Source organism: Micromonospora sp. NPDC049366 (genome assembly GCF_044466625.1).
Lineage (GTDB): Bacteria > Actinomycetota > Actinomycetes > Mycobacteriales > Micromonosporaceae > Micromonospora.
Map to the genome: position 1 here is coordinate 44,556 of NZ_JBITMV010000014.1, position 26,013 is coordinate 70,568.

The following is a 26,013-nucleotide window of genomic DNA, read 5'->3' on the forward strand; positions in this document are numbered from 1 at the left end:
GGAGACGGCTTGTCAAGGCACTCCGGAGTTACCGGCGAATTGCCGCTCGACGACGAGATCGGCCGCGAGCAGGAGTACGTCTCGATGCTCTACGGCCGGCTGGACGACCTGCGTGACCAGGCCGCCCGCCGGCTCACCGAGGAGTTGCGGGCGACCGGTGGCACGCTCCAGGCCCGCTCCCAGCGCGACAGTTCGGTGACCATGTACGCCGAGCAGGTCGAGCAGTTCTCGGCGGTCGAGAACGGGCTGTGTTTCGGCCGGCTCGACGGCGACGACGGCGCCCGGCACTACGTCGGCCGGATCGGCATCTTCGACACCACCGGCGACTACGACCCGCTGCTGATGGACTGGCGTGCCCCGGCCGCCCGGCCGTTCTACCTGGCGACCGCGGCGAACCCGCAGGGCGTACGCCGACGCCGGCACCTGCGCACCCGGCAGCGGAAGGTCACCGGGCTCAACGACGAGGTGCTGGACATCGCCACCGCCTCCCCCACCGCGCACGAGGAGCTGACCGGCGAGGCGTCGCTGCTCGCCGCGCTCAACGCGGGCCGGACCGGCCGGATGCGGGACATCGTCGAGACCATCCAGGCCGAGCAGGACGAGATCATCCGGGCGGACCTGCCCGGGGTGCTCGTCGTCCAGGGCGGCCCGGGCACCGGCAAGACCGCGGTGGCGCTGCACCGGGCCGCGTACCTGCTCTACACGCACCGGCGGGAGCTCTCCACCCGGGGTGTGCTGCTGGTCGGCCCGAACGCGACGTTCCTGCGCTACATCTCGCAGGTGCTCCCGGCGCTCGCCGAGACCGGTGTGCTGCTGCGCACCCAGGCCGACCTGTTCCCCGGGGTACGGGCCCGCCGGGTGGAGTCCGCCGAGGCCGCCGCGCTGAAGGGCCGGACGGTGATGGTCGACGTGCTGACCGCGGCCGTGCGGGACCGGCAGCGGGTGCCGGACGAGCCGATGGAGATCGAGGTCGAGCGGGAGGTGCTGACCCTCGACCCGGAGGTCGTGCGGGCGGCCCGCGAGCGGGCCCGCCGCTCGGGGCGGCCGCACAACCTGGCCCGCGCGCTCTTCGACGTCGAGGTGGTGCACGCGCTCGCCGACCAGGTGGCCGAGCGCATCGGCGCCGACCCGCTCGGCGGTGAGAACCTGCTCGACGAGGCCGACCGCGCCGAGATCCGTCGCGAGCTGCGCGACGAGCCGGAGCTGCGGGCGGCGCTGGACGAGCTGTGGCCGGTGCTCACCCCTCAGCGGCTGCTCGCCGACCTGTACGCCGACCCGGACCGGATCGCCGCCGCCGCGCCCGCGCTCACCGCCGAGGAGCGGGCAATGCTGCACCGGGAGCCGGGCGGCTGGACGCCGGCCGACGTGCCGCTGCTGGACGAGGCCGCCGAGCTGCTGGGCGAGGACGAGCGCGCCGCGGCGGCCCGCCGGGAGCGGATCCGGTCGCTGCAACTGGAGTACGCGGAGGGCGTGCTCGAGATCGCCCGGGGCTCCCGGTCGATCGATGTGGAGGACGAGGCGGACGGCGGTGAGATCCTCGGCGTCACCGACCTGATCGACGCCGACCGGCTGCTGGAACGGCAGGAGGAGTCGGACCGGTTGACCACCGCGCAGCGGGCGGCGGCGGACCGGAGCTGGGCGTTCGGACACGTGATCGTGGACGAGGCACAGGAGCTGTCACCGATGGCGTGGCGGCTGCTCATGCGGCGCTGCCCGAGCCGGTCGATGACGATCGTCGGGGACGTGGCGCAGACGGGGGCGCTCGCCGGCACCCCGTCCTGGCGGGAGGCGCTGACGCCGTACGTGGCGGACCGCTGGCGGCTCACCGAGCTGACGGTCAGCTACCGCACCCCGGCGGAGATCATGGCGGTCGCCGCGGAGCTGCTCACCGAGATCGACGCGTCGCTGCGGCCGCCTCGCTCCGTACGGGAGAGCGGCTTCCCGCCGTGGGACCGCACGGTGACCACGGGCCGGCTCGCGGCGGAGCTGGTCGACGCGGCCAGCCGGGAGGCGGCCGATCTCACCGACGGCCGGCTCGGGGTGATCGTCCCGGCGGGCCTGGTCGACGAGGTGGCCGCGGCGGTCACGGCCGCGCTGCCGGAGGCGGCCGTCGGTGACCAGCCCGAGCTGGAGAGCCGGGTGGTGGTGCTCACGGTGGCCCAGGCGAAGGGGCTGGAGTTCGACTCGGTGCTGGTCGCCGACCCGGACCGGATCGTCGCGGAGTCGCCGCGCGGACGCAGTGATCTGTACGTCGCGCTCACCCGCGCCACCCAGCGTCTCGGTGTGCTCCGCGTCGCGGGGTGACGCGAGGGAGATCCATACCACTGCGGCCCGGCTGACCGGAGCCCGCCCACCCCGTGACCGTCCAGTGTGGAGTGCGAGCATGTGCCGCATGGATATCTACGAGGACGCCCGCGCCGTGTCGCGGGCCGACCTGGCCGCCTGGCTGCGTCAGCTGGCCAACCAGCTGGAGTCCGACGGCAAGATCTTCTACGGGGCGGCGGGCGCGGTCGCGGTCGCCGATCGCGTGACGTGCGAGCTGGAGATCGAGCGCGACGACGACGAGGTCTCGGTCGAGATCGAGTTCTCCTGGACGGAGCCCGCGCCGGCGAAGCCGGCCGAGCAGGACACCGCCGAGCAGGAGACCGCCGAGCAGGCGGCCGAGGAGTCCGACGAGGCCACGCCGGCGGCGTGAGCCACGGCACGCCGGAGGGTCACCGGTCGCCCGGGCGACCCTCCGGCGTACCACCCGCGGTCCGTCCGCAGTGGATGGTGCGGTGACGGTCCCGGTTCGTGGATGACCTAGGCTGCTGCGCGGTCCACGGGCGGGTTGAGGAGATTCATGACGGGCGCCGTTCGCGATCGCGTACACCGGTTGGCCGACGCGTGCGGCCGGCTCGCCGGCAGCCCCCGGTTCGGCCTGGCGAGCTTCACGGTCATCGTCGTCAACTCCGTGGCGCTCGGCCTGGAGACGTACGGCCGGCTGGTGGTGGCCGTCGGGCCGTCGCTGCGGCTGGTCGAGTACGCGTGCCTGGCCTACTTCGTGCTCGAGCTGCTGGTGCGCTTCGGGGCGCACCTGACCGCCCCGGCCGGGTTCTTCCGGGACCGGTGGAACGTGTTCGACCTGGTGATCGTCGCCGCACCACTGCTGCCCGGGCTGCGGGAGAACGTGACGATCCTGCGGTTGCTGCGCCTGGCCCGCATCGTCCGCGCGTTCCGCCTCTTCCCCAGCCTGCGGGTGATCCTGGTCGGGATCCGCCGCAGCATCCCCGGGCTCGGCAGCTTCCTGCTGGTCACCCTGCTGGTGCTCTACGGGTACGCGATGATCGGCTGGATGCTCTTCGGCGCGTCCTATCCGCAGCGGTACGGCACGGTCGGGCAGGCGATGCTCACCCTGTTCCTGCTGCTGTCGCTGGACGGGATCACCGACACGCTCCAGGCGGGCCGCGAGGTCACCGAGTGGGCGGTGCTGTACTACGTCTCATACATGATCGCCGCCTGCTACCTGCTCACCAACCTGCTGGTAGGGGTGGTCCTGCGCGCCTTGGAGGAGGCCCACCAGGAGGAGCGCGCGGCCGGTCGGAGCGGCCCGCCGGACGTGCCCGAGGAGCGGGCCGTCCCGTCCGTCCACGCGCAGCTCGCGCAGCTGCGGGCGATCATCACCGACCTGGAGCAGCGGCTTCCGGAGAACGGCGACGAGCCGGGGTCGGCATCCGACCGGCCGACACCCGACGGGCCGGCTCGGCCGGCGTCCGAGCGGGTGCCCGACGCGGCCGCGCTGACCGGGTGACCGGGGTCGCCACCGTCCGATGTGGAGAGAAATCCGGGCGGGTGATGTAATGCACCCCGGTTGATCCACATTCGGGCGGGATGTCCCGCCCGGAATACCGAAGGAGCACGCATGCCTGTCACCGCCGACCTGACCAAGCTGGTCGACAAGGCCTACCAGGACAAGACCCTCGCCGAGCTGGTCGACGCCCCGGTGGCCGCGCTCGCCGGGGTCAGCGAGAGCGACGCCAAGCTGCTCAAGCAGGCCTTCAACATCACCACCGTGGGTGACCTCGGCCGCAACCCGTACTTCCGCACCGCGCAGGCCCTGGTCTCCCTGGCCCCCGCCAAGTAGCCCACGACGGCACGGTGCCCGACGGAGCACCGCCGGGCACCGTGCCGAGCCGCGTGGTCACCGGGACGGATCGTTCTCGGTGGTGAAGTTGCCGACCTGGCTCGCGGAGCTGGACTGGTCGCTGGTGCTGCCGCCGGCCGGCGTGCTCATGCCACCGGTCGTGGCGTCGCCGGTCGTCGTCGGCGCGACCTTGCCCCGGTGCCGCTCCGGCTGCCGGGCCACCCGGCGTACGCTCGCCGGCCCCGCGGTGCCACCGGTCGTGGTGATCGCGCCCTGACCGGCGACCGGACCACCGTCGCGCAGCACCGTCGGGTCGACCCGCACGTGCGCCGGGTCGCCCGGATCCTCGTCCTGGATCACCCGCTGCACGTCCGTACGCGGCACCGTCACCTCGTCGACGGCGCCCTTGCCGTAGATCCCGCCGGCGATCCGGTCCTCGGCCCGCCGGGCGGCTTCCTGTCGCATGTCGTCCTCACGCACGTGACACCACCTCGCAGAAACGTCGGTCTCTCTGCGTGCCCGCCGCCGGGCGGCCCAAACACCGCCGGCCCACCGTCCGCCCGGGTTCACCCGTACGTCTCCCGATGGCTGCCTGCGCGCCGTTCCCGCTACCCATGCTGACCGGCGGACCGGCGGGACGGGCCCGCCGGAGGAGGAGTGACAGCGTGCGCACAGTACGCCGTATCGCGGTCGCGGCCCTGGCCGCCACGACCGTGACGACCGGGCTCGCGGCGCCCGCCGGCGCCACCCCGCGTCCGGACCGGACATTCGACCTGCAGGCCCACCGCGGCGGTCTCGGCCTGCGCGTGGAGAACACCCTCGCCTCATTCGGCAACGCCCTCCAACTCGGGGTGAGCACCCTCGAACTGGACGTGCAGATCACCGAGGACGGGCAGGCCGTCGTCACCCACGATCGCAAGATCAGTGGCGCGAAGTGCACCGACACCGCGCCGGTGACCACCGGTGACCCGGAGTTCCCCTACGTCGGCAAGTACATCAACACGCTCACCCTGGCCCAGGTCCGCACCCTGGACTGCGGCTCGAAGACGCTGGCCGACAAGCCCGGCCAGCTCGCCGTGCCCGGCGCGAAGATGCCGCTGCTGCGCGAGGTCTTCGCGCTGGTGAAGCGCTACCGGGCCGACGACGTGAAGCTCAACGTGGAGACCAAGGTCGAGGCGGGCGCGCCGACCGAGACCGCGCCGCGGGAGCAGTTCGTGCAGGTCACCGCGGCCGAGATCCGCGCCGCCGGGCTGCTCAAGCAGGTGACCATCCAGAGCTTCGACTGGGGCGCCCTCATGCGGATGCGCCAGGTCGAGCCGCGCCTGCCGCTGGTCGCCCTGACCAACTACGACTTCCTGCAGACCGGGCAGCCGGGCGCGTCGCCGTGGCTGGGCGGGCTGGACATCGACACCTTCGGGGGCGACCCGATCAAGGCCGTCCGCAGCTTCGGCGCGGACGCGTTCTCGCCGGTGCACGGCTTCCCGCAGAACGGCAAGGTCACCGACCCGGACTACAAGCCGTACGTGACCCGCGAGATGGTCACGCACGCGCACCGCTACGGCATCAAGGTGATCCCGTGGACGGTCGACGACGTGCCGACCATGGCGAAGCTGATCGACGACGGTGTGGACGGCATCATCACCGACTACCCGGACCGGCTGCGCGGCCTGCTGGCGCAGCGCGGCTACCGGCTGCCGACGGGCCACACCTCGCCCTTCGACATCCAGGCGCACCGCGGTGGCCGGGCGAACCTCCCGGAGAACACCCTGCCGGCGTTCGGCAACGCCCTGGCCGACAAGGCCATCTCCACGCTGGAGCTGGACACCGGTGTGACCCGGGACGGCAAGCTCGTGGTGCTGCACGACCGGGCCATCAACGGTTCGCACTGCGTCGACACCGCCCCCGCCAGCCCCGGTGACCGCCAGTTCCCGTACGTGGGCAAGCTGGTCCACGACCTGACCCTCGCGCAGATCAAGACCATCGACTGCGGCACGAAGACCCTGCCCGAGCTGCCGAACCAGGTGCCCGCCCCGGGTGCCCGCATCCCCACCCTCGACGAGGTCTTCGCGCTGGTGAAGGCGAGCGGGCGCGGCGACGTCCGGATGAACATCGAGACGAAGCTCAGCCCGCTGGTGGACGACACCGAGCCGTACCGCAGCTTCACCCGCAAGCTCGTCACCGCGATCGAGCGGGCCGGTTTCGTCGACCGCGCGACCATCCAGTCGTTCGACTGGCGGACCATCACCTACGCCCGTGAGCTGAACAAGCGGATCGGCACCGTCGCCCTGGTCTGGCAGTACGGCCCGGCCGAGTGCGCCGGCCTCGCCGACGAGTGCTCGCTTCAGGCCGTCTACGGCGACCCGAAGGTGAAGAGCCCGTGGACCGCCGGGCTGGACTGGTGGAAGTACCGCGACCTGGGCAAGCTGACCAAGGCGGCGGGCGCCGGCACGGTGTCGGCGAACTGGCAGGTGCACGACCCGGCGCAGGGCACCGTCGCCTCGTCCGACTGGTACCTGCGGGAGAACCCGGCGTACTTCCACGGACCGGACGTCCGCACCCTCCAGGGCCGGTACGGGCTGAAGGTGATCCCGTACACCGTCGACGACGCCGGGATCATGCAGCGCGTCATCGACCTCGGGGTGGACGGCATCATCACCGACGACCCGGAGCTGCTGATCGGCGTGGCCGTCCGCAACGGCCTGCGCTGACCCGCGCGTACCCCGCCGGTGGCGCCACGGGGCGTCACCGGCGGTGCCGTTCCGGGGTCGGGAGCGGGCGGGCGATTTTCCGGCCACCGGTGAGGGTTACCTTCTCATCGGCCTCGGGTAGTCGACGGGCGTCCCCGCCACAGAGACGAAACCGTGCCGTGGCCTAGACGCGGTAGCGGGGCGAGGGAATGCAGGTACGACTCATCGCATCCTGAGGAGGACCAGATGAGCACGCAGGCTGCATCCGCCAGGCCGATGAACCGGCCGGCCACCGACATGCAGAACCGGCAGTCGATGCAGGAGACGCCCACGCGTCCGATGCCGATGATGAACGACGGCCATCGGGAGCCGATGCCGGCGCAGACCGGCACCGAGACCAAGCAGGCGTTCCTGACGACCGAGTTCTGGATCTACGCCGCCGCGGTCGCGGCCGTCGTGATCGCCGCCTTCTGGCGGGGTCCGGCCACGAACGGGCTGAACATCAACAACCCGGTTCAGTCGTGGTGGATCATCGCCGCTCTGACCGCCGGTTACCTCGTCAGCCGAGGGCTGTCGAAGGCCGGGTCGCCGAAGCGCTCGCTGGGCGAACGGCGTTCGGGTCGGCGTTGACCCGCAGTAACACGGGCGGCCTCCGGGAATCCTCCCGGAGGCCGCCGTCGTGTTTTCCCGGGCGCGCGGGCCGACGCGGGCCGGCGCTGCCGGCCGACGCCTCCGCCGGCCCGGACGCCTACTCGTCGAAGCCGAAGTCCTCGCCGAGGTCGCCCTCGAACGCGTCCTCGATCAGCTCACCGGCGAGCATGCCGCCGGCGACACCGAGCGCACCGGCCGCGACCATGCCACCGATGCCGCTGCCCCGGCCGTGCCCGTGGCCGTATCCGCCGTGCCCGTAGTTGGCCCGCAGGCTGCCGTAGCGGGACGTCGTCTCGCGCAGCCAGCCGTCGACGATCTGCACCCAGTCCGACCGGGCGGCGTCGGTGTGCGGCACGTGGTAGCGGCCGAAGACGTCGTGCCCGGCGCTGAGGAAGCCGCCGCGCTTGTCGCACTCCAGCACCACGTCCACGCCGCGCTGGCTCGTCACGAAGGTCAGCTCGACCTCGGTGATGGTCTGCGCGTACTGCGGCGCGGCGAAGAACTCGATCTCCTGGTAGAACGGCAGCGTCTGCTGCACGCCGTGGATGCGACCACGCTCCAGGTCGGCGTTCTTGAACCGGAAACCCAGCTGGTGGAACGCGTCGAGGATGCGCTCGTGCACCGGCAGCGGGTGCACCGCCACCTGGTCCAGGTCGCTCTTGTCGACCGCCCGCGCCACCGCCAGCTCGGTGCGCAGACCCATGGTCATGCCGCGCAGCCGCTGACCGTAGACGTCGGTGATCGGGGTCTCCCACGGCACCGGCAGCTGGAACGGGATCGCCAGCTGCTGCTTCGGGGCCAGCTGGAGCGGGCCGCTTACCACCATGCGGTGGAACTCCATGATGCCGGAGTACTCGGTGTCGTGCCCCTCGATCTCGACCCGGGTGACGAGGCTCAGCACCACCTGCTCGATGTTGGCCGACGCGTCCCCGCCGAGCAGGTTGACCTGCCCCTCGAGGGTGAGGCCGGGTCGCGTGTTCGGGTTGGTCAGCACCGTGTCGACGCTGGGGCCGCCCACGCCGAACGCGCTCATCATCTTCTTGAAGACCATCGGAACTCCTGTGCGACCGCCGGAGGCTCCACCGTGGAGCCGGACGTTGACTCGACCGCACCCTATCCGGCGGCCCTGTGAGGTCCCTGTGAAGCGGTCCCGGCGGGTCTAGCGCGCGTCGACCACGACCAGCTCACCGACCTGCTCACCGACGGCGGCACGCGCCTCGCCCGGCAGCCCCGAGTCGGTGACCAGCACGTCGGCCGCCGCCAGCGGGGCGATGGTGGCGATGCCGGTGGTCTCCCACTTGGTGTGGTCGGCGAGCACCACCAGCCGGCGGGCGGAGTCGATGAGGCAGCGGTTGACGCCGGCTTCCAGGAGGTTCGGGGTGGTGAAGCCGGTACGCGGGCTCATCCCGTGCACGCCGAGGAAGAGCAGGTCGACGTTGAGCGAGCTGACCGCCGCCTCGGCGACCGGCCCGGTGAGCGCGTCGGACGGCGTACGGATCCCGCCGGTCAGCACCACCGTCTGGTCGGCGCGCGGGTCCTGGTAGAGCGCGTCGGCGACCGGGACCGAGTTGGTCACCACGGTGAGGCCGCGTACCTCCGACAGCAGCCGGGCCAGCGCGGCGGTGGTCGTGCCGGCGGAGAGCGCGATGGCCATGCCGGGCTCCACCAGCACGGCCGCGCGCTCCGCGATGGCGCGCTTCTCGGCCTGCTGGCGCACCGACTTCGCGGCGAACCCGGGCTCGTCGGCCGAACCGGGGCCGGCCAGGGTGGCCCCGCCGTGCACCTTGTCGATGAGGCCGCGCTCAGCCAGCACCTCCAGGTCCCGGCGGATCGTCATGTCCGAGACACCGAAGCGGCTCACCAGGTGGCTCACCCGGACGCCGCCGCGCTGACGGATCAGATCGAGGATGGCGCTCTGCCGCTGCTGGGCGAGCATGTGTCGACCTCCTTCCGATCCGTTGCGGGCTCAGGCGGCGACGGTGCCGTCCTCGCGGACCACCGCCACCTCACCGGCGGGCACCACCAGCTCACCCGCGCAGGTCGTGCCGGTCAGCAGCTCGACACCGGCCGCGGCGAGCCGCGCCTCGTCAGCGGTGTGGTTGAGGACGAACAGCCAGCTGCGGTCGCCGTCGCGACGCCGGACCACCTCCACCCCGGGCGGGGCGGTCGTCGCCGGACGCACCCCGGCCTCGGCGAGCAACCGAGCCACCAGCGCGTCGGTGGCGGGCTCGTCCAGCCGGGTGCCGACGTACCAGGCGGCACCCTCCCCCACCGCGTGCCGGGTCACCGCGGCGACGCCCGGCAACGGCCCGTCGGCGTACGCGGCCAGCACGTCCGCGCCGTCGGCGTGCAGCCACTCGGTCCACACGTCGGCGGTGGCGCCGTCGTCGAGCCGCACCCGCTCGCCCTCGCGCAGCGGGAAGAACTCCTCGGTGCGGACGCCGAGCAGCTCCCGGAACGCCCCCGGGTAGCCGCCGAGCCGGACGTGGTCGTGCTCGTCGACGATCCCGCTGAAGTACGTCACCAGCGCCGAGCCGCCGGCCGCGACGAACCGGTGCAGCGCGGCGACGTCGGCGTCGCGTACCAGGTAGAGGGTGGGCACCAGCACCAGGCGGTAGCCGCTGAGGTCGGTCGAGGGGTGGACGACGTCGGCGGTCACGTTGGCCCGCCACAGCGAGTCGTGGAGCGCGCGCAGCCGGTCCAGGTAGGTCACGTCGACGCTCGGGTGCGAGTCCAGCTCGACGCCCCACCACGCCTCGTAGTCGAACAGGATCGCCACCTCGGCGTCCACCCGGCTGCCCCGCACCTCGGCGAGCGCGGCCAGGTCGGCGCCGAGCCGGCACACCTCCCGGTAGACCTTCGTGTCCGGCCCGGCGTGCGGCACCAGCGCGGAATGGAACTTCTCCGCGCCGGCCCGGGAGGCCCGCCACTGGAAGAAGAGCACGCCGTCGGCACCGCGGGCCACGTGCGCGAGGCTGTTGCGGCGCAGCTGACCCGGGGTCTTGGCGACGTTGCGCGGCTGCCAGTTGACCGCGCTGGTGGAGTGCTCCATCAGCAGCCACGGCTCGCCGCGCGCGACCCCCCGGGTGTGGTCCGCCGACAGCGCCAACCCCACGTGCGCCCGAGGGTCGGCCGCGGTCAGGTAGTGGTCGTTGGCGACGACGTCCACGTCGTCGACCCACGAGTGGTAGTCCAGTGCCTTGACCCCCGTGCCGATCATGAAGTTCGTGGTGACCGGCTGGCGGACCAGCCGGTGCAGCAGGTCACGTTCGGCGCGCAGCTGGGCCCGCTGCTCGTCCGAGGAGAAGCGCAGGAAGTCGAGCTGCTGGGTGGGGTTGGCGAAGGTCGGCGCGGTGCGCGGCGGGTTGATCTCGGCCCAGTCGCCGTAGCGCTGGCTCCAGAACGCGGTGCCCCAGGCGGCGTTGAGCCCGTCCAGGTCACCGTAGCGGTCGCGCAGCCAGGCCCGGAACGCCTCGGCGCTCACGTCGCAGTAGCAGTGCGCGTTGTGACAGCCCAGCTCGTTGGAGACGTGCCACAGCACCACCGCCGGGTGGTCGGCGTACCGGCCGGCGACCGCCTCGACCAGGGCGAGGGCCCGCTCCCGGAAGATCGGCGAGCTGGGGCAGTACGCCTGCCGGCCGCCGGGCCAGAGCACGGTGCCGTCGGCACGGCGCGGCAGCGTCTCGGGATGCGCCCGGGCCAGCCACGGTGGCGGGCTCGCGGTGGCGGTGGCCAGGTCGACGTCGACGCCGCCGTCGTGCAGCAGGTCGAGCACCCGGTCGAGCCAGCCGAACTCGTACCGGCCGGGGGCCGGCTCGAGCAGCGCCCAGGAGAAGATCCCGACCGACACCAGGTTGACCCCGGCGCGGCGCATCAGCTCGACGTCCTCGGCCCAGACCTCCTCCGGCCACTGCTCCGGGTTGTAGTCACCGCCGAAGAGGATCCGGTCGCTCTGCCAGCGTCGCATGGCAGCAGAGCGTGCCCCCACCGATCGACAAAGTCAACAGTTTCCAACACGCCCGCCTCGGTCGACGTGCGGCGCCCGACGGTCCCGTCACAATCGCAGGCATCGACCCCCTTGACAGGGGCGGATGGACGGGTAGTTTCAGGCGCCACTGGCAGCTTGTGTTCGCCAATGTGGATTCACGGTGGATCCAGATGTGCGATCACGGTAGCCGGCCCCACCACCAGAACGGCCCTCGGGCGTAGCGCACCTCTTCGTCAGCAGGAGGAACCATGTCCCGTCCCCGAACCCAAGCCGAGTACCTGGCCAGACTCGTCCCGCCCTCCCTCGCCGGCGTCAACCGCCGGACCCTGCTCGCCGGCGCGGCCTCCGCCGGCGCCCTGCTCGGCACGGGGCTGCTCACCGGCTGCGGCGACTCCGACTCCGGCGGCTCCGGAGCCAAGACGGTGTCGCTGGGCTCCAACCAGTCCGACCCGAAGCCGAAGGACGTCCTCGCCAAGGTGATCGACGGCTTCACGACCTCCTCCGGCGTCACGGTCGCGATCAACACCGTCGACCACAACACGTTCCAGGAGAACATCAACAACTACCTGCAGGGCAAGCCGGACGACGTGTTCACCTGGTTCGCCGGCTACCGGATGCGCTTCTTCGCCGCCCGCGGGCTGGCCGGCGACCTCAGCGACGTCTGGGGCAAGCTCTCCGGCTACTCGGAGGCGTTCAAGAAGGCGTCGACCGGCGACGACGGCAAGCAGTACTTCGTACCGGCCTCGTACTACCCGTGGGCCATGTTCTACCGCAAGTCGGTCTGGCAGCAGCACGGCTACCAGGTGCCGACCACCCTCGACCAGCTCAACCAGCTGACCGCGCAGATGAAGCGGGACGGCCTCATCCCGATCGCCTTCGCCGACAAGGACGGCTGGCCGGCGATGGGCACCTTCGACATCCTCAACCTGCGGATCAACGGCTACCAGTTCCACATCGACCTGATGGCCGGCAAGGAGGCCTGGACCTCCGACAAGGTCAAGAAGGTCTTCGACACCTGGGCCGGTCTGCTGCCGGCGCACCAACCGGACAGCCTTGGCCGGACCTGGCAGGAGGCCGCGCAGTCGCTGCAGCAGAAGAAGAGCGGGATGTACCTGCTCGGTCTCTTCGTGGGGCAGCAGTTCAACAACGACGAGCAGGACGACCTGGACTTCTTCACCTTCCCGGAGATCGACCCGGCGATCGGCGCCAAGGCCCTGGACGCCCCGATCGACGGCTACATGATGGCCCGCAAGCCGAAGGCCGAGGACAACTCCCGCAAACTCCTGGAGTATCTCGGCTCGAAGACCGCCGGCGACATCACGGTCAAGAACGACCCGAACACCCTCGTCGCCAACACCCAGGCCGACGTCAGCGGCTACACGGCCCTGCAGAAGAAGGCCGCCGAACTGGTCGGCTCGGCCACCGAGATCGCCCAGTTCCTCGACCGGGACACCCGCCCCGACTTCGCCTCGACCGTGATCATCCCGGCGCTGCAGCAGTTCATCAAGGACCCGAAGGACATCGACGGGCTCACGAACAGCATCGAGAACCAGAAGAAGTCGATCTTCACCAGCTGACGGCGAGAGGGGGAGGACACCGTGTCCGACCTGCCCCTGATCCAAGCGGATCGCGCCGTACCGCCACCGGCCGCGACCACCACCCCGGGTGGTCGCGGCCGTCGGCTACGGCACCTGTCCCGCACCGACCGCGTGGTGATCACGCTGATGGTGCTCGTACCGCTGCTACTCGTGACCGCCCTGGTGTGGCTGCCGGCGCTCGCCACGGTGCTGCTCTCCACCACCGACTGGGACGGCATCGGGCCGCTGTCCGACATCGACTTCGTCGGCGACCGCAACTACCACGACGTGGTGACCATCTACCCGCCGTTCGTCCCCGCCGTGCAGCACAACCTGCTGTGGCTGGCCGTGCTGTTCCTGGTGGCCACGCCGTTCGGCATGTTCCTCGCCGTGCTGCTCGACAAGGAGCTGCGCGGCAGCCGCTTCTACCAGACCGCCCTCTATCTGCCGGTGGTGCTGTCGCTGGCGCTGATCGGCTTCGTCTGGCAGCTCATCTACTCCCGTGACCAGGGCCTGCTCAACGCGGTGCTCGGCGGGAACACCGACTGGTACGGCGACCCGAGCGTCAACATCTGGGCGGTCATGGTCGCCGCCGGCTGGCGACACGTCGGCTACATCATGCTGCTCTACCTGGCGGGGCTGAAGGGCGTCGACCCGTCGTTGCGGGAGGCCGCCGCCGTCGACGGCGCCTCCGAGGCGAAGAGCTTCTTCCGGGTGGTCCTCCCCGTCATGCGACCGATCAACATCATCGTGCTGGTCGTGACGGTGATCGAGTCGCTGCGCGCGTTCGACCTGGTCTGGGTGGTCAACAAGGGCCGCAACGGCCTGGAGCTGCTCTCCGCGCTGGTCACCCAGAACGTGGTCGGCGAGGCCAGCCGGATCGGCTTCGGCTCCGCGTTGGCGACCATCATGCTCGTCGTCTCGCTGGTCTTCATCACCATCTACCTGGCGACCGTCATGCGGGAGGACCGATGAGCAGCGCGACGCTGACGCGCCCCGCCGCGACCGAGGAGGTGCCACCGCGCCGACATCGGCTCACCCCGCAGCGCGTGGTGCTGCACGTCTTCCTCGCCGCCGTCGCCGTGGGCTGGCTCTTCCCGATCCTCTGGGCCGTGCTCACGTCACTGCGGTCGTACGAGTACACCGCCACCCACGGCTACGTCTCGTTCGGCGGCTGGACCATCGACAACTACGTCACGGCCTGGCGGACCGCCGAGTTCGGCCAGCACTTCCTCAACTCCGTCTACATCACGGTCCCGGCGGTGCTGCTGACGCTCTTCCTCGCCTCCTGCGTGGCGTTCGTCATCGCCCGGTTCAGCTGGAAGCTCAACCTGGTGCTGCTCGGCCTCTTCACCGCGGCCAACCTGCTGCCCCAGCAGGCCCTGCTCATTCCCCTGTTCCGGCTCTTCACCGAGGTGCCGCTGCCGGAGTTCATGAGCGACTCGGAGCTGCTGTACGACAGCTACTGGGGCCTGATCCTGGTCAACGTCGCCTTCCAGTGCGGGTTCTGCGTCTTCGTGCTGAGCAACTACATGAAGGCTCTGCCCCGCGACCTGTACGAGGCGGCGATGGTGGACGGGGCGAGCATCTGGCGGCAGTACTGGCAGGTCACCATGCCGCTGTGCAGGCCCGCCCTGGCCGCGCTGGCCACCCTCGAGGTCACCTGGATCTACAACGAGTTCTTCTGGGCCACCGTGCTCATGCGCACCGGCGACAAGTTCCCGGTCACCAGCTCGCTCAACAACCTGCGCGGCGAGTTCTTCACCGACAACAACCTGGTCTCGGCCGGCAGCGTGCTGGTCGCGATCCCGACCTTGGTGATCTTCTTCCTGCTCCAACGGCACTTCGTTCGGGGCCTGACCCTGGGAGCCAGCAAGGGATGACCGTTCTCCACCTGCGCCGCGCGCGGACCAGCCTGGTGCTCGACGCGCGCGGCCCCAGGCTGCCCCGGGTGGTCCACTGGGGCGGCGACGTCGGCGACCTCGACGACGACGCCCTGCGTCAGCTCGCCGAGGCCACCGTCGCGCCGGTGGTGCCGAGCAGCTTCGACGCCCCCACCACCCTCACCCTGCTACCCGAGGCCGCCGCCGGCTGGAGCGGTCGACCGGCGCTCGCCGGGCACCGCGGGCGCGCCGACTGGGCGACCGCGTTCCGGCTCGACGACCTCGACGTCGAGGACACCCCCGGCGCGGCGGCGCGGGTCACCGTCCGGGCCACCGACGCGGGGGCGGGCCTGTCGCTGGCCGTCGAGCTCACCCTCGATCCGACCGGCCTGCTGCTGCTGCGGCACCGGCTCCGCAACGCCGGAGGCACCCCGTACGAGCTGCGCGAACTCACGCCGGTGCTGCCGGTGCCCGCGGTCGCCACCGAACTGCTCGACCTCACCGGCCGCTGGTGTCGGGAACGGTCCCCGCAGCGGCACCCGTGGCCGATGGGCACCTGGGTCCGCGAGGGCCGGCACGGGCGCACCGGGCACGACGCGACGCTGCTGCTGGTGGCCGGCACGGCCGGCTTCGGCTTCCGGCACGGCGAGGTCTGGGCCGTGCACACCGCCTGGAGCGGCGACCACGTGACCTTCGCGGAGCGGCGACCGAGTGGCGAGGCCGTCTTCGGCGGCGGTGAGCTGCTCGCCCCGGGCGAGATCGTGCTCCACCCCGGCGAGTCGTACGCCACTCCCCTGCTCTACGCGGTCTGGTCCGACACCGGGCTGGACGGGCTCAGCGAGGTCCTGCACACGCACCTGCGGGCCCGGCCGTCGCACCCGCGCCGCGCCCGGCCGGTCACGCTGAACGTGTGGGAGGCCGTCTACTTCGACCACGACCTGGACCGGCTGCGGGTGCTCGCCGACCACGCGGCCGAGGTGGGCGTGGAGCGCTTCGTCCTCGACGACGGCTGGTTCCGGGGTCGCCGCCACGACCGCGCCGGCCTCGGCGACTGGTGGGTCGACGAGGACGTGTGGCCGGACGGGCTGCAACCGCTCATCGACCACGTCCGCGGGCACGGGATGGAGTTCGGGCTGTGGGTCGAGCCGGAGATGGTCAACCCCGACTCCGACCTGTTCCGGGCCCACCCGGAGTGGGTGCTGCAGGTGCCCGGCCGACTGCCGCCGGGGTGGCGGCAACAGCAGGTGCTCGACCTCGCCGAGCCCGACGCGTACGCCTATCTGCTCGCCCGGCTCGACGCGCTGCTCGGTGGGCACGACGGCATCAGCTACCTGAAGTGGGATCACAACCGGGACCTCACCGAGGCCGGTCACCGCGGCCGGCCCGGCGTCCACGCGCAGACCGGGGCCGTCTACCTGCTCCTGGACGAGCTGCGCCGCCGCCATCCCGATGTCGAGATCGAGAGCTGCGCCTCCGGCGGCGCTCGGGTGGACCTGGAGATCCTCGCCCGCACCGACCGGGTGTGGGCCAGCGACTGCAACGACGCCCTGGAGCGGCTGGCCATCCAGCGCTGGACCGGGCTGCTGCTCCCGCCGGAGCTGGTCGGCACGCACACCGGCCCGGAGCGCTCGCACACCACGCACCGCGTGCACGACCTGGGCTTCCGGGCCACCACCGCGCTCTTCGGCCACCACGGCATCGAGTGGGACATCGCCTCGATCAGCGACCGGGAGCGGGCCGAGCTGACCGCGTGGGTGGCGCTGCACAAGCGGCTCCGGCCGCTGCTGCACTCCGGTCGTACGGTCCGCGTCGACCATCCCGACCCGGCCGTCTGGGCACACGGTGTGGTCGGGTACGACGGCACGGCCGCCGTCTACGCGGTGAGCCGGCTGGCCACCTCGGTGGCCCAGGTGCCGGGGCCGGTGCGGCTGCCCGGCCTGGATCCGGGGCGGCGGTACGCCGTCCGGCCGCCCGCCGGGGTGCCCGGGCCGGCGACGCTGGACCGCGCCGCGCCGCCGTGGCTGGCGCACGGGGTGACGCTGACCGGAGCCGCGCTGGCCACCGTCGGTCTGCACCTGCCGGCGCTGCACCCGGAGCAGACCCTGCTGCTGGAGGTCACCGCCGTCGGCTGACCACGCTTCTCCCCAGCGAAGTCTCGCGGACGCGCCAAAGAATCTTCCACGGGCATGTCGAGGACGGCGCACTCGGCTTCTACCTCAGGGTGAGAGCACCGAGAATGAGGTGCCCAGGCCTGAGGAGCAGACCGTGAAGTACATGTTGCTGATGCAGTTCAGCGCCGCCGGGACCGACTTCCCGCCGATCGACACGTGGACGCCGGAGGAGATCCGGGCCCACATCGGGTTCATGGGGGAGGTCAACGCCAAGCTCACCGCCGACGGCGAGTGGGTGCAGGGCGAGGGGCTCGGCGGGCCGCAGCAGGCGCGGATCGTCCGGGCCGGGGAGGGCGGCGTGCCGGTGGTCACCGAGGGGCCGTTCGCGGAGACCAAGGAGTTCCTCGCCGGCTGGTGGATCGTGGACTGCGAGACGCCGCAGCGGGCGGTGGAGATCGCGGCCCACATCTCCACCGCCCCCGGCCCCGGGGGGCGACCGCTGAACATGCCGATCGAGGTGCACCCGGTGATGTCCGCGCCGCCGCAGGAGCTGTGAGGCCGCCTGACCACCACCGACCGACGCACCGAGGACCTGCTGCGCGAGCTGGCGCCGCAGGTCCTCGGCGTGCTCGCCCGCCGCTTCGGTGACTTCGCGACCGCCGAGGACGCCGTGCAGGAGGCGCTGCTGGCCGCCGTGACACAGTGGCCCGCCGAGGGGCCACCGGCGAACCCGCGCGGCTGGCTGATCCAGGTCGCGTACCGTCGGATGATCGAGCTGGTCCGCGGCGAGACCGCGCGGCGGCGGCGCGAGGACCTCGCGACGCGGCGCGAGCCCGACGGGCGGCGGAGCGCGCCCGGCGCGGACGAGGAGCTGGCCGCCGACCGGGACGACAGCCTGATCCTGCTCTTCCTCAGCTGCCACCCGGCCCTGTCCCCCGCGTCGGCCGTCGCGCTGACGCTGCGCGCGGTCGGTGGCCTGACCACGGCCGAGATCGCGCACGCCTTCCTGGTGCCGGAGACGACCATGGCGCAGCGGATCAGCCGGGCCAAGCAGGGCATCCGCTCCTCCGCGCTGCCGTTCCGGATGCCCGAGCGGGCCGAGCTGGGCGGGCGGCTCGCCGCCGTCCGGCACGTGCTCTACCTGATCTTCACCGAGGGGCACACCAGCAGCGCCGGCCCCGACCTGCACCGGGTGGACCTGTCGGCCGAGGCGATCCGGCTGACGCGCGCCCTGCACGCGCGGCTGCCCGACGACAGCGAGACCGCCGGCCTGCTCGCAATGATGCTGCTCACCGAGGCACGGCGTCCCGCCCGCACCGGTCCCTCCGGCGAGCTGATCACCCTCGCCGACCAGGACCGGGGGCGCTGGGACGCGGCGGCGATCGCCGAGGGCGTCGCCCTGGTCACCCACGCGCTACCGCGCGGACCGGTCGGGCCGTACCAGGTCCAGGCCGCCATCGCCGCACTGCACGACGAGGCGCTGTCGGCCGAGCAGACCGATTGGCCGCAGATCCTCGCCCTCTACGAGGTCCTGGAGGGACAGTCCGGCAACCCGGTGGTGGCCCTCAACCGGGCGGTCGCCACCGCCATGGTGCACGGCCCGGCAGCAGGGCTCGCCGCCCTCGCCGAGCTGGCCGCGCACCCCCGCCTCGCCGGGCACCACCGGCTGTTCGCCGCCCGCGCGCACCTGCACGAGATGGCCGGCGACCGGGACCGCGCGGCCGCCGACTACCGGGCCGCCGCCGGCCGGACGAACAGCCTGCCGGAGCAGCGCTACCTGACCATGCGGGCCGCGCGGCTGGCCGCCGGCAGCGCAGCGACCGAGACTGACGAGGGGTGACATGGCGTACGTGCTGCTGGGCATCGCGATCGCGGCGGAGGTGACGGCCACCAGCCTGCTCAAGGCCACGGCCGGGTTCACCCGGCTCTGGCCCACGGTCGCCTGCCTCGGCGGCTACCTGGTGGCCTTCGTGATGCTCTCGCAGGCGGTCAAGGAGATCCCGGTCGGCGTCGCGTACGCACTCTGGTCCGGGCTGGGCACGGCGACGATCGTGGCCATCGGCGCGGTGTTCCTCGGGGAGCCGCTCGGCGCGGTCAAGCTCATCGGCATCGCGTTGATCATCACCGGTGTGGTGATGGTGAACCTGACGGGCGGTTGACCCACGCCGCACCGGGTATCCGGGGAGGATCCGCCGGTGGGAGAGGAGAACCACGATGGTCAACGTCGGCTACACCCTGATGTGCGAGCAGACCGGCCCGAAGCAGCTGGTCGACCACGCGGTGCGCGCGGAGGCGGCCGGCTTCGACCACCTCGTCATGTCCGACCACTACTACCCGTGGCTGGACTCGCAGGGCCACTCCCCGTACGCCTGGTCGGTGCTCGGCGCGGTCGCGCACGCCACCAGCCGCGCCCAGCTCATGTCGTTCGTGACCTGCCCGATCCGGCGCTACCACCCGGCGGTCGTGGCGCAGAAGGCCAGCACGATCGGGGTGCTCTCGGACGGCCGGTTCACCCTGGGCCTGGGTGCCGGTGAGAACCTCAACGAGCACGTCGTCGGCGGCTGGCCGCACGTGCAGCAGCGGCACGAGATGTTCGAGGAGGCACTTCAGATCATCCGCCCGCTGCTCAACGGCGAGACCCTGACCTTCTCCGGCAACCACTTCGACGTCCCCGACGCGTACGTCTGGGACCGCCCGGAGCGGCCGGTGCCGATGGCCGTCGCCGCGTCGGGCCCGCAGTCGGCCACCCTCGCCGCCGAGTACGGCAACGGCATGATCTCCACCGAGCCGGATCCGCGGATCATCCAGCTCTACGACGACGCGGGCGGCGCCGGCCGACCCCGCTACGGCCAGGTCGCCATCTGCTACGGACCGGACGAGGCGGAGTGCCGCAAGATCGTCCATGACCAGTTCCGCTGGTTCGGGCTCGGTTGGAAGGTCAACGCCGACCTGCCCGGGCCGGAGGCGTTCACCGCCGCCACCCAGTTCGTCCGCGAGGAGGACGTCGCCGAGGGGGTCTCCTGCGGCCCCGACGTCGACCGGCACGTCGAGGCGTTCCGCAAGTTCGTCGACGCCGGTTTCACGCACGTGGCGATCATCCAGGTCGGCGGCGACAGCCAGCCGATGTTCCTGGACTGGGCGCAGGAAGAGCTGATCCCCCGGCTGCGGGACCTGTGAGCGGGAGAGGGTGACGCCATGCGCATCGGCAACGTGGAGGTCCGGCCGCTCGGCGGCGGCGTCGGCTGCCTCCTGATGATCCTCTTCTCGATCCTGGCCTCGGTGGTGCTCACCGTCCTGATCAACCTGGTGCTGTGAGCGCCGGCTCGCCGTCGGGTGGCCGGCGCGGAGCCAGGCAGCCCACACGGAGCCTGTCGAGCTGCCCCAGATCTGGGGCAGCTCGACAGGCTCCGCGGGACAGGCGGCTCCGCGGGACAGGCGGCACCGCGGGACAGGCGGCACCGCGGGACAGGCGGCACCGCGGGACAGGCGGCACCGCGGGACAGGCGGCACCGCGGGACAGGCGGCACAGCCCGGCCGCCGGCGTCAGCGACGCAGACCGGCGTCAGCGGCGTAGGCCCAGCGCGGTGAGCACCTCGCGGGACGCGAGGCGGGCGGGTTCGAGTACGGCCGTGCGGGTCCAGCGGGCCGCGGGCCGCACCGTGGCCCGCCAGGCGGCCCGGACGCCCCGCGCCACCGGCAGCACGGTCACCCGCCAGAGCGCCCGCACCCCGCGCGCCAGCGGCACGACGGTGTGCCGCCACAGCCAGCGCAGCCCCAGGCCGATCGGCCGCAGCAGCAGCCGGTAGCCGAACCGGAGCACCCGTCCCGCCGCCCACCAGGCCCACCTCAGGGCGCCGACGACAACGCGGCCGAACGCGACGAGCCCCCGGCCGAGACCGCGGGCGGCCCCGACCAGCACCGCCAGCAACCCGCGGGCCAGCGCCGCGACCGCGCGCCCCAGCCAGCGGACGGCCGGCGCGAGCACGCCGAGCAGCCAGGCCACCGGTCGTCGCACCAGATGCTCGGCGAGCCAGCGCAGGGCCCGCCCGAGGAGGATCAGCGGCGGCCGGACCAGCGTCCGGGCCACCCAGACCAGCGGCAACCACACCAACGTGCGGGCCACCCAGACCAACGGCAACCACACCAACGTGCGGGCCACCCAGGCCAACCCGACCGCCAACCAGACCAACGGACGCCACACCAACGTCCGGGCCACCCACACCAACGGCAACCACACCAACGTCCGGGCCACCCAGACCAACCCGACCGCCAACCAGACCAACGGACGCCACACCAACGTCCGGGCCACCCAGGCCAGCGGGCGCAGCAGCCATCGGCGCAGGAACCGGCCCGTCGGGCTGAGCAGGTGACGGTCGAGCAACCGGCCGCTGGCCGCGAGCAGCTCCCAGAGCAGGCGTACGGGCAGGACCACGGCCAGTGCGATCCCGCGGGCGAGCACCGCGACCAGCGGTACCGGGGGCGCCGCCGTCGGGGCGGGGGACGGGGTGGGGCGGGCGTCGACCGGCGGGGCGAGCGGGTCGAACCCGGCCGGACGGACCGTGGGGGTGTCGGTCACGCCGCCACGGTAGTCGTACCGGGCCAGCGAATCAGCCCGGTCCCAGGTCCACTTCGGCCACCAGTGGATAGTGGTCGGACGCGACCTCCGCCGTACCGCCCCGCACCACCCGGCAGCCGCGCAGCCGTTCGGCCAGCGCCGGGGTGCCGAGCAGGTAGTCCAGTCGCATGCCGCTGAACTCGGCCCCGCCGTGGCGGGTGGGCACGGTGAGGCCCTCGGCCGGGCCGTTGGCCACCCGGTGGAGGTCGACCAGCCCGGCGTCGAGCAGCACCGCGACGGCGCGGGTGTCGACGGTGCGGCCGTCCCGGCGCTGATGCCGGCGGCGGTACGCCGGGGGCAGCCCGTCGAGGCGCGCGGTGTGGTCGGTCCCGGGGTCGAGCGAGTTCAGGTCGCCGCCGAGCAGGGTCAGCGGGCCCGGTGCCTGGCGCACGGCCCGGGCCAGCCAGTCCACCTCGACCCGCCGCCACCCGCCGGAGTACGGGTTGAGGTGGGTGCCGAGCACGGTCAGCGGCCCGGCGTCGGTGGCCAGCACCACCCCTGCGGCGGCGTGGTGGAACGGGCGGCGCAGCGGGCCCGCCCGCAGGGTGCGCAGGGGTGGCCGTACGAGCACCGCGACCGGCTGCCCGAGACAGCTGCGGGCCAGGTGGGGGCGCAGGCCGAGGGGCGCCGCGAAGTCGGCCAGCATCCGCTCGTCGAAGTCGCGCAGCTCCTGGAGGGCCAGCACGTCCGGCCGTTGGGCCGCCATGACCTCGGCGATGGCGTTCCGCCGGTCGACGCCGCCCCGGCCCCGACCGCCGGTGCGGATGTTCCAGGTCATCACCCGTAGCACGGGCTGGTCATTCCCGGCCGGCGCGGGTCAACTCGTCGTCGAGGGTGTGCACGTCCTCCGACTCGATGCTCGGCCGGTTGCCCTCGTACACGTCGGCGTTGGGGCGGATCACCCAGTAGAGCAGCCCGATCCACAGCGCGCTGAGCAGGATCGCGCCCATGAAGTCCGTCGGGTGGTGCATGCCCCGGTACATGCGGGAGACGGCCACGCCGACCGGCATGATCACCGCGAGGGCGACGAAGATCCAGCGCCACCAGCGGTCGGTGCGGGGCAGCACGATGATGGCGATCGCCAGCCAGATGCAGATGGTCGCGGCGATGTGCCCGGACGGGAAGGACGACGTGGGCATCGGCCCGTCGAGGTTCTCCACCGGCGGGCGCGGCCGGTCGACGGCGCGGGCCGAGGCGAGGAAGAGGGTCAGCTCCCCGAGCATCGCCAGGGCCACGAAGAGCACCGGCCGCCAGCGCCGCCACACCGCCACCACCAGCGGGCAGAACACCAGTGAGATCAGCAGGATCGCGTGGGTGTCGCCGAACTTGCTCCACCACCAGCTCAGCTCGGTCAGCGCCGCGGTGTGCCGCTCGGCGAACCAACGCGGCACCTCGGTGTCGAGGGTGGCGAAGAAGGTGCCCTTGGCGTGGTAGCTCACGTACGTGCCGAAGCCGTAGAGCGCGCCGAAGACCAGGACCCAGCCGACCAGCAGCTCCGCCACCGCCGAGCGCGGGTGCTCCAGCACATGTTCCTCGGCCGGTGCCGGGGCGATGTCGTGCCCCGCCTCCGGCTCCAGCCCCTCGGTCAGCGGCGGCACCGGACGGCCGCGCTCGCGCCGCCACAGCCGGAAGGCGTACGCGGTGACGCCGAGCCAGGCCGCGCCGAGCAGCCAGCCGCCGAACACGTCGGACACGTAGTGCACGCCCAGCGCGATCCGGGTCAGCCCGATCATCGCCACCAGCACGGCGCCCAGGGCGATCGCGGGCTTGCGCCACCGGGGTGCCAGGGCCGGCAGGAACACCAGCAGCAGGGCCCCGTACGCGACGAACGAGCCGAGCGCGTGCCCGCTGGGGAAGCTGTTGCCCGGCGCGCTGGCCACCGGCACGTCGACCACCGGCCGGAGCCGGCCCACGAGGGTCTTCAGCGACGGGTCGAGGATGAGACCGCCGACGCCCGTGATGATCAGGTAGACGGCCAGCCGCGGCTGCCGGCGGATCAGCAGCCCGACCACGGCGATGGTGACCAGCCAGATGAGGATCGGTCGTCCACCCAGGTCGGTGACCGCCTGGAGCACGGTGACCAGGGGACCGTGCGGGGCGACCAGGTCATTGAACCATTCGGCGACCGCGTGGTCGGCGTCCTGCAACGGGCTCCACCGGAAGCGGACCAGCATCAGCAGCAGACCGAAGGCCACCCCGGCACCGGTGACGGCCACCAGACCGGCGACGCTCCGCTCGGTGAAATGCCCGAGTGGACGCCGCAGCACCTCTTTGACCGCGGTCACCCCGCACCTCCCTGATCGTCCCTGGCGAGGCGCTTTACCCGATCCCCGTCCCGCGTACACCGCTGGTGGTCGGCCCCGGGGTCAGAGGGAGGTCATCTCCCCGGTGTCGACGACCTCCGCGCGGGTGGTCTCGGGCTGCCACAGGTCGGGCTGGGCGGGCTCCTGCACGCCGATGCGGACCGCCTCCAGCTGGGCCGCGAACGCCAGCCCGCCGAAGAGGGCCATGCCGGTGAGGTTGGCCCAGAGCAGCAGGGCCATCATGCCGGTCAACGCGCCGTAGGTCTGCCCGAACGCGCCGCTGAGACTGACGTACGCGGCGAGCAGCAGGCTGGTCAGCCACCAGAGCGCGGTGGCGATGCCGGCGCCGAAGAACAGCCAGGACAGGCCGGGTTGCCGACGCCGGGGCGCGTACCGGAAGATCACCGCCACGGCGAGCACGGTCAGGACCAGGCTCAGCGGCCACCGGACGACGTCCCACACGTCGTTGGCGACCTCGCCCCACTCGTAGTGCCGCCGCACCGAGGCGCCCATCGGCCCACCGCCGACCAGGATCAGGAACCCGGTCAGCGCCGGCACGCCCGCGGTGACGGCGAGCACCGCGGCGCGCAGGTACTTCCGCAGCGCCGGCCGGTCCCGCTCGACCCCGTAAATGCGGTTGGCGCCCCGCTCGATCTGGGCCATGGTGGTGGTGAGCGCGACCAGGCCGGTGATCAGGCCGAGGGTGAGCGCCAACTCCCCGGCATCCTCGACCCGCTCGCCCTCGCCGAGCAGCTCGGCCACCACCTGCTCGCTCGCGCCGGGGGTGAGCGCCAGCACCGTGTCGGCGACGACCTGCCCGCCCTCCTGCACACCCAGCTCGCTGATCAGCCCGGTGAGCGCGATGAGGAACGGCACGACGGCGAGGCAGAGTTGCAGCGCGAACGCGCGGGAGTGGCTGAACCCGTCGCCGTAGCGGAACCGGATGAACGCGTCGCGCAGCAGGTGCCAGCCACCCTCACGGCGCAGCGTGTGCCACGCGTCGTCGGCGGAGAGCTCCTCGTCCGCCATCAGGCGCGTCTCCGGCACGATCCGGGTGCTACTCACGGCGTGCCTCCTGCACCGACCGCTCACCCCGCTCGGCGGCGCTGTCGGCGTCGACGGCGAGATCCGGCGCCTGCTCGGGCTGCGGCACGCACAGCCAGAAGGCCCGGGGGCGGATGACGGCGCGCAGCCGGCGGCCCGGCTCGATCAGGTCGCCGTCGAGTTCGCGGGGCTGGGTGCGGGAGGCGGTGACGATGACGCGTCGACCGCGCAGGACCTCCATCCGGGGCACCCGGCCCCGGCGGCGGATCACCGCCCAGCCCAGGGCCGCCCAGTGCCGCAGCGTACGGGGGGTGAGCACCGCGACGTCCAGCCTGCCGTCGTCGGGCTCGGCCTCGGTGAGCAGGCGTACCCCGCCCTGGAGGCGGCCCACGTTGGCGATCAGCACCGAGCGGGCGCGGCGGCGGACCGGCGGGCGGTCGTCGACGCGGATGGACACCCGCATCGGGCGGTCGCGCAGGTGCCGCGCCGCGCCCATCACGTAGGCGGGCCACCCGATCCGCGCCTTGGTCGTCTCGGAGGTGGCGGCGAGCATCTGGGCGTCGAACCCCATGCCGGCCATCACGGTGAAGTGCTGCCCGTCGACCTCCCCGACGTCGAGCAGCCGGCGACCCCGCTCGATCGCCACCTGGAGTCCGGCGGCCAGGTCGTTGGAGAGGCCGAGGTTGGCGGCGAGCAGGTTGCCGGTGCCCTGAGGCAGCACGGCGAGCGCGACGTCGGTGCCCACCAGCGCGCTGACGCAGGACATGACGGTCCCGTCGCCACCGCAGGCGAAGACCAGGTCGACGCCGGCGCGGAGCGCCTCCTCGGTCTGGCCGCGGCCCGGGTCCTCGACGGTGGTGGAGAACCACCGCGGCGCGGGCCAGCCGGCGGCGGTGAGGGTGTCGTCGACCGTGCGCCGCAGTTCGTCGAGGTCGGCGACCTTCGTCGGGTTGACCACGACGGCGGAGCGCAGCCCGCCGTCCCCGCCGGCGGGTCGCCTCTCCTGTCCTGCATCCACGGCGCCAGTGTGC

General features: G+C 72.5%; 23 protein-coding genes. 14 read left to right on the forward strand and 9 right to left on the reverse strand.

Going from position 1 to position 26,013, the window contains the following annotated elements:
• Positions 1-9: 9 nt before the first annotated feature.
• The 4 genes from ACIBTV_RS20275 to ACIBTV_RS20290 all read left to right on the forward strand — a co-directional run bounded on the left by ACIBTV_RS20275 (position 10) and on the right by ACIBTV_RS20290 (position 4,123).
• The gene (locus tag ACIBTV_RS20275; protein WP_396706974.1) at positions 10-2,304 is read left to right on the forward strand and encodes a HelD family protein; all 2,295 of its coding nucleotides are present in this window, start codon (positions 10-12) and stop codon (positions 2,302-2,304) included.
• A gap of 88 nt (positions 2,305-2,392) precedes the next feature.
• Positions 2,393-2,695 (forward strand): amphi-Trp domain-containing protein, encoded by a 303-nt coding sequence (locus ACIBTV_RS20280; RefSeq protein ID WP_396706976.1) that lies wholly within the window; start codon positions 2,393-2,395, stop codon positions 2,693-2,695.
• A gap of 147 nt (positions 2,696-2,842) precedes the next feature.
• Positions 2,843-3,790 (forward strand): ion transporter, encoded by a 948-nt coding sequence (locus ACIBTV_RS20285; RefSeq protein ID WP_396706977.1) that lies wholly within the window; start codon positions 2,843-2,845, stop codon positions 3,788-3,790.
• Positions 3,791-3,901: 111 nt separating this feature from the next.
• A complete protein-coding gene (locus tag ACIBTV_RS20290; RefSeq protein ID WP_091590374.1) occupies positions 3,902-4,123 on the forward strand; it encodes a hypothetical protein in 222 nt (73 codons plus the stop codon).
• Between the two features lie 57 nt (positions 4,124-4,180).
• Here ACIBTV_RS20290 and ACIBTV_RS20295 read toward each other — a convergent pair whose 3' ends face one another.
• Positions 4,181-4,603: a hypothetical protein gene (locus tag ACIBTV_RS20295; protein WP_396706979.1), complete on the reverse strand. Its 423-nt coding sequence runs from the start codon at positions 4,601-4,603 to the stop codon at positions 4,181-4,183.
• Positions 4,604-4,788: 185 nt separating this feature from the next.
• On the opposite strand from ACIBTV_RS20295, the gene ACIBTV_RS20300 reads away from it, so the two are divergent.
• Together ACIBTV_RS20300 and ACIBTV_RS20305 are read left to right on the forward strand one after the other, a co-directional pair.
• A complete protein-coding gene (locus tag ACIBTV_RS20300) occupies positions 4,789-6,831 on the forward strand; it encodes a glycerophosphodiester phosphodiesterase family protein (protein WP_396706981.1) in 2,043 nt (680 codons plus the stop codon).
• A gap of 225 nt (positions 6,832-7,056) precedes the next feature.
• Positions 7,057-7,440, forward strand: a complete 384-nt coding sequence (locus ACIBTV_RS20305) for a hypothetical protein (RefSeq protein WP_396706982.1) — start codon at positions 7,057-7,059, stop codon at positions 7,438-7,440.
• Positions 7,441-7,558: 118 nt separating this feature from the next.
• Here ACIBTV_RS20305 and ACIBTV_RS20310 read toward each other — a convergent pair whose 3' ends face one another.
• From ACIBTV_RS20310 to ACIBTV_RS20320, 3 genes are all read right to left on the reverse strand, one after another.
• A complete protein-coding gene (locus tag ACIBTV_RS20310; RefSeq protein ID WP_396706984.1) occupies positions 7,559-8,512 on the reverse strand; it encodes a sporulation protein in 954 nt (317 codons plus the stop codon).
• A 108-nt stretch (positions 8,513-8,620) separates the two neighbouring features.
• Positions 8,621-9,397: a DeoR/GlpR family DNA-binding transcription regulator gene (locus tag ACIBTV_RS20315; RefSeq protein ID WP_396706986.1), complete on the reverse strand. Its 777-nt coding sequence runs from the start codon at positions 9,395-9,397 to the stop codon at positions 8,621-8,623.
• 30 nt (positions 9,398-9,427) lie between these two features.
• Positions 9,428-11,428 carry a beta-galactosidase gene (locus ACIBTV_RS20320; protein ID WP_396706987.1) on the reverse strand — a complete coding sequence of 667 codons (2,001 nt, stop codon included), beginning with the start codon at positions 11,426-11,428 and terminating at the stop codon, positions 9,428-9,430.
• A gap of 269 nt (positions 11,429-11,697) precedes the next feature.
• Between ACIBTV_RS20320 and ACIBTV_RS20325 the strand changes: the two genes are divergently transcribed.
• From ACIBTV_RS20325 to ACIBTV_RS20360, 8 genes are all read left to right on the forward strand, one after another.
• On the forward strand, positions 11,698-13,026 hold the full coding sequence (locus ACIBTV_RS20325) for an ABC transporter substrate-binding protein (RefSeq protein WP_396706989.1): 1,329 nt from the start codon (positions 11,698-11,700) through the stop codon (positions 13,024-13,026).
• A gap of 21 nt (positions 13,027-13,047) precedes the next feature.
• Entirely contained in the window at positions 13,048-14,001 is a 954-nt protein-coding gene (locus ACIBTV_RS20330) for a carbohydrate ABC transporter permease (protein ID WP_396706991.1), read from the forward strand.
• Positions 13,998-14,909, forward strand: coding sequence for a carbohydrate ABC transporter permease (locus tag ACIBTV_RS20335; RefSeq protein ID WP_396706993.1), 912 nt, complete (start codon positions 13,998-14,000; stop codon positions 14,907-14,909). The genes ACIBTV_RS20330 and ACIBTV_RS20335 overlap by 4 nt, the downstream gene beginning before the upstream one ends.
• Positions 14,906-17,041: an alpha-galactosidase gene (locus tag ACIBTV_RS20340; protein ID WP_396706995.1), complete on the forward strand. Its 2,136-nt coding sequence runs from the start codon at positions 14,906-14,908 to the stop codon at positions 17,039-17,041. Before ACIBTV_RS20335 ends, ACIBTV_RS20340 begins: the two co-directional genes overlap by 4 nt.
• A gap of 142 nt (positions 17,042-17,183) precedes the next feature.
• Positions 17,184-17,576, forward strand: a complete 393-nt coding sequence (locus ACIBTV_RS20345) for a YciI family protein (protein WP_396707229.1) — start codon at positions 17,184-17,186, stop codon at positions 17,574-17,576.
• A gap of 6 nt (positions 17,577-17,582) precedes the next feature.
• Complete coding sequence (locus tag ACIBTV_RS20350; protein ID WP_396707231.1) at positions 17,583-18,860, forward strand: RNA polymerase sigma factor; 1,278 nt, start codon at positions 17,583-17,585, stop codon at positions 18,858-18,860.
• Between the two features lies 1 nt (position 18,861).
• Positions 18,862-19,179, forward strand: a complete 318-nt coding sequence (locus tag ACIBTV_RS20355) for a DMT family transporter (RefSeq protein ID WP_396706997.1) — start codon at positions 18,862-18,864, stop codon at positions 19,177-19,179.
• 55 nt (positions 19,180-19,234) lie between these two features.
• On the forward strand, positions 19,235-20,197 hold the full coding sequence (locus ACIBTV_RS20360; RefSeq protein ID WP_396706999.1) for a TIGR03557 family F420-dependent LLM class oxidoreductase: 963 nt from the start codon (positions 19,235-19,237) through the stop codon (positions 20,195-20,197).
• A 385-nt stretch (positions 20,198-20,582) separates the two neighbouring features.
• Here the strand turns inward: ACIBTV_RS20360 and ACIBTV_RS20365 are convergent, their stop codons facing one another.
• From ACIBTV_RS20365 to ACIBTV_RS20385, 5 genes are all read right to left on the reverse strand, one after another.
• Positions 20,583-21,596: a hypothetical protein gene (locus tag ACIBTV_RS20365; protein WP_396707001.1), complete on the reverse strand. Its 1,014-nt coding sequence runs from the start codon at positions 21,594-21,596 to the stop codon at positions 20,583-20,585.
• Positions 21,597-21,627: 31 nt separating this feature from the next.
• Positions 21,628-22,425 (reverse strand): endonuclease/exonuclease/phosphatase family protein, encoded by a 798-nt coding sequence (locus ACIBTV_RS20370; protein ID WP_396707003.1) that lies wholly within the window; start codon positions 22,423-22,425, stop codon positions 21,628-21,630.
• 7 nt (positions 22,426-22,432) lie between these two features.
• Positions 22,433-23,920 carry a phosphatase PAP2 family protein gene (locus ACIBTV_RS20375; RefSeq protein ID WP_396707005.1) on the reverse strand — a complete coding sequence of 496 codons (1,488 nt, stop codon included), beginning with the start codon at positions 23,918-23,920 and terminating at the stop codon, positions 22,433-22,435.
• A gap of 81 nt (positions 23,921-24,001) precedes the next feature.
• The gene (locus ACIBTV_RS20380) at positions 24,002-25,003 is read right to left on the reverse strand and encodes a YihY/virulence factor BrkB family protein (protein WP_396707007.1); all 1,002 of its coding nucleotides are present in this window, start codon (positions 25,001-25,003) and stop codon (positions 24,002-24,004) included.
• Positions 24,996-26,000, reverse strand: a complete 1,005-nt coding sequence (locus tag ACIBTV_RS20385) for a diacylglycerol/lipid kinase family protein (RefSeq protein WP_396707009.1) — start codon at positions 25,998-26,000, stop codon at positions 24,996-24,998. Before ACIBTV_RS20385 ends, ACIBTV_RS20380 begins: the two co-directional genes overlap by 8 nt.
• Positions 26,001-26,013: the final 13 nt, after the last annotated feature.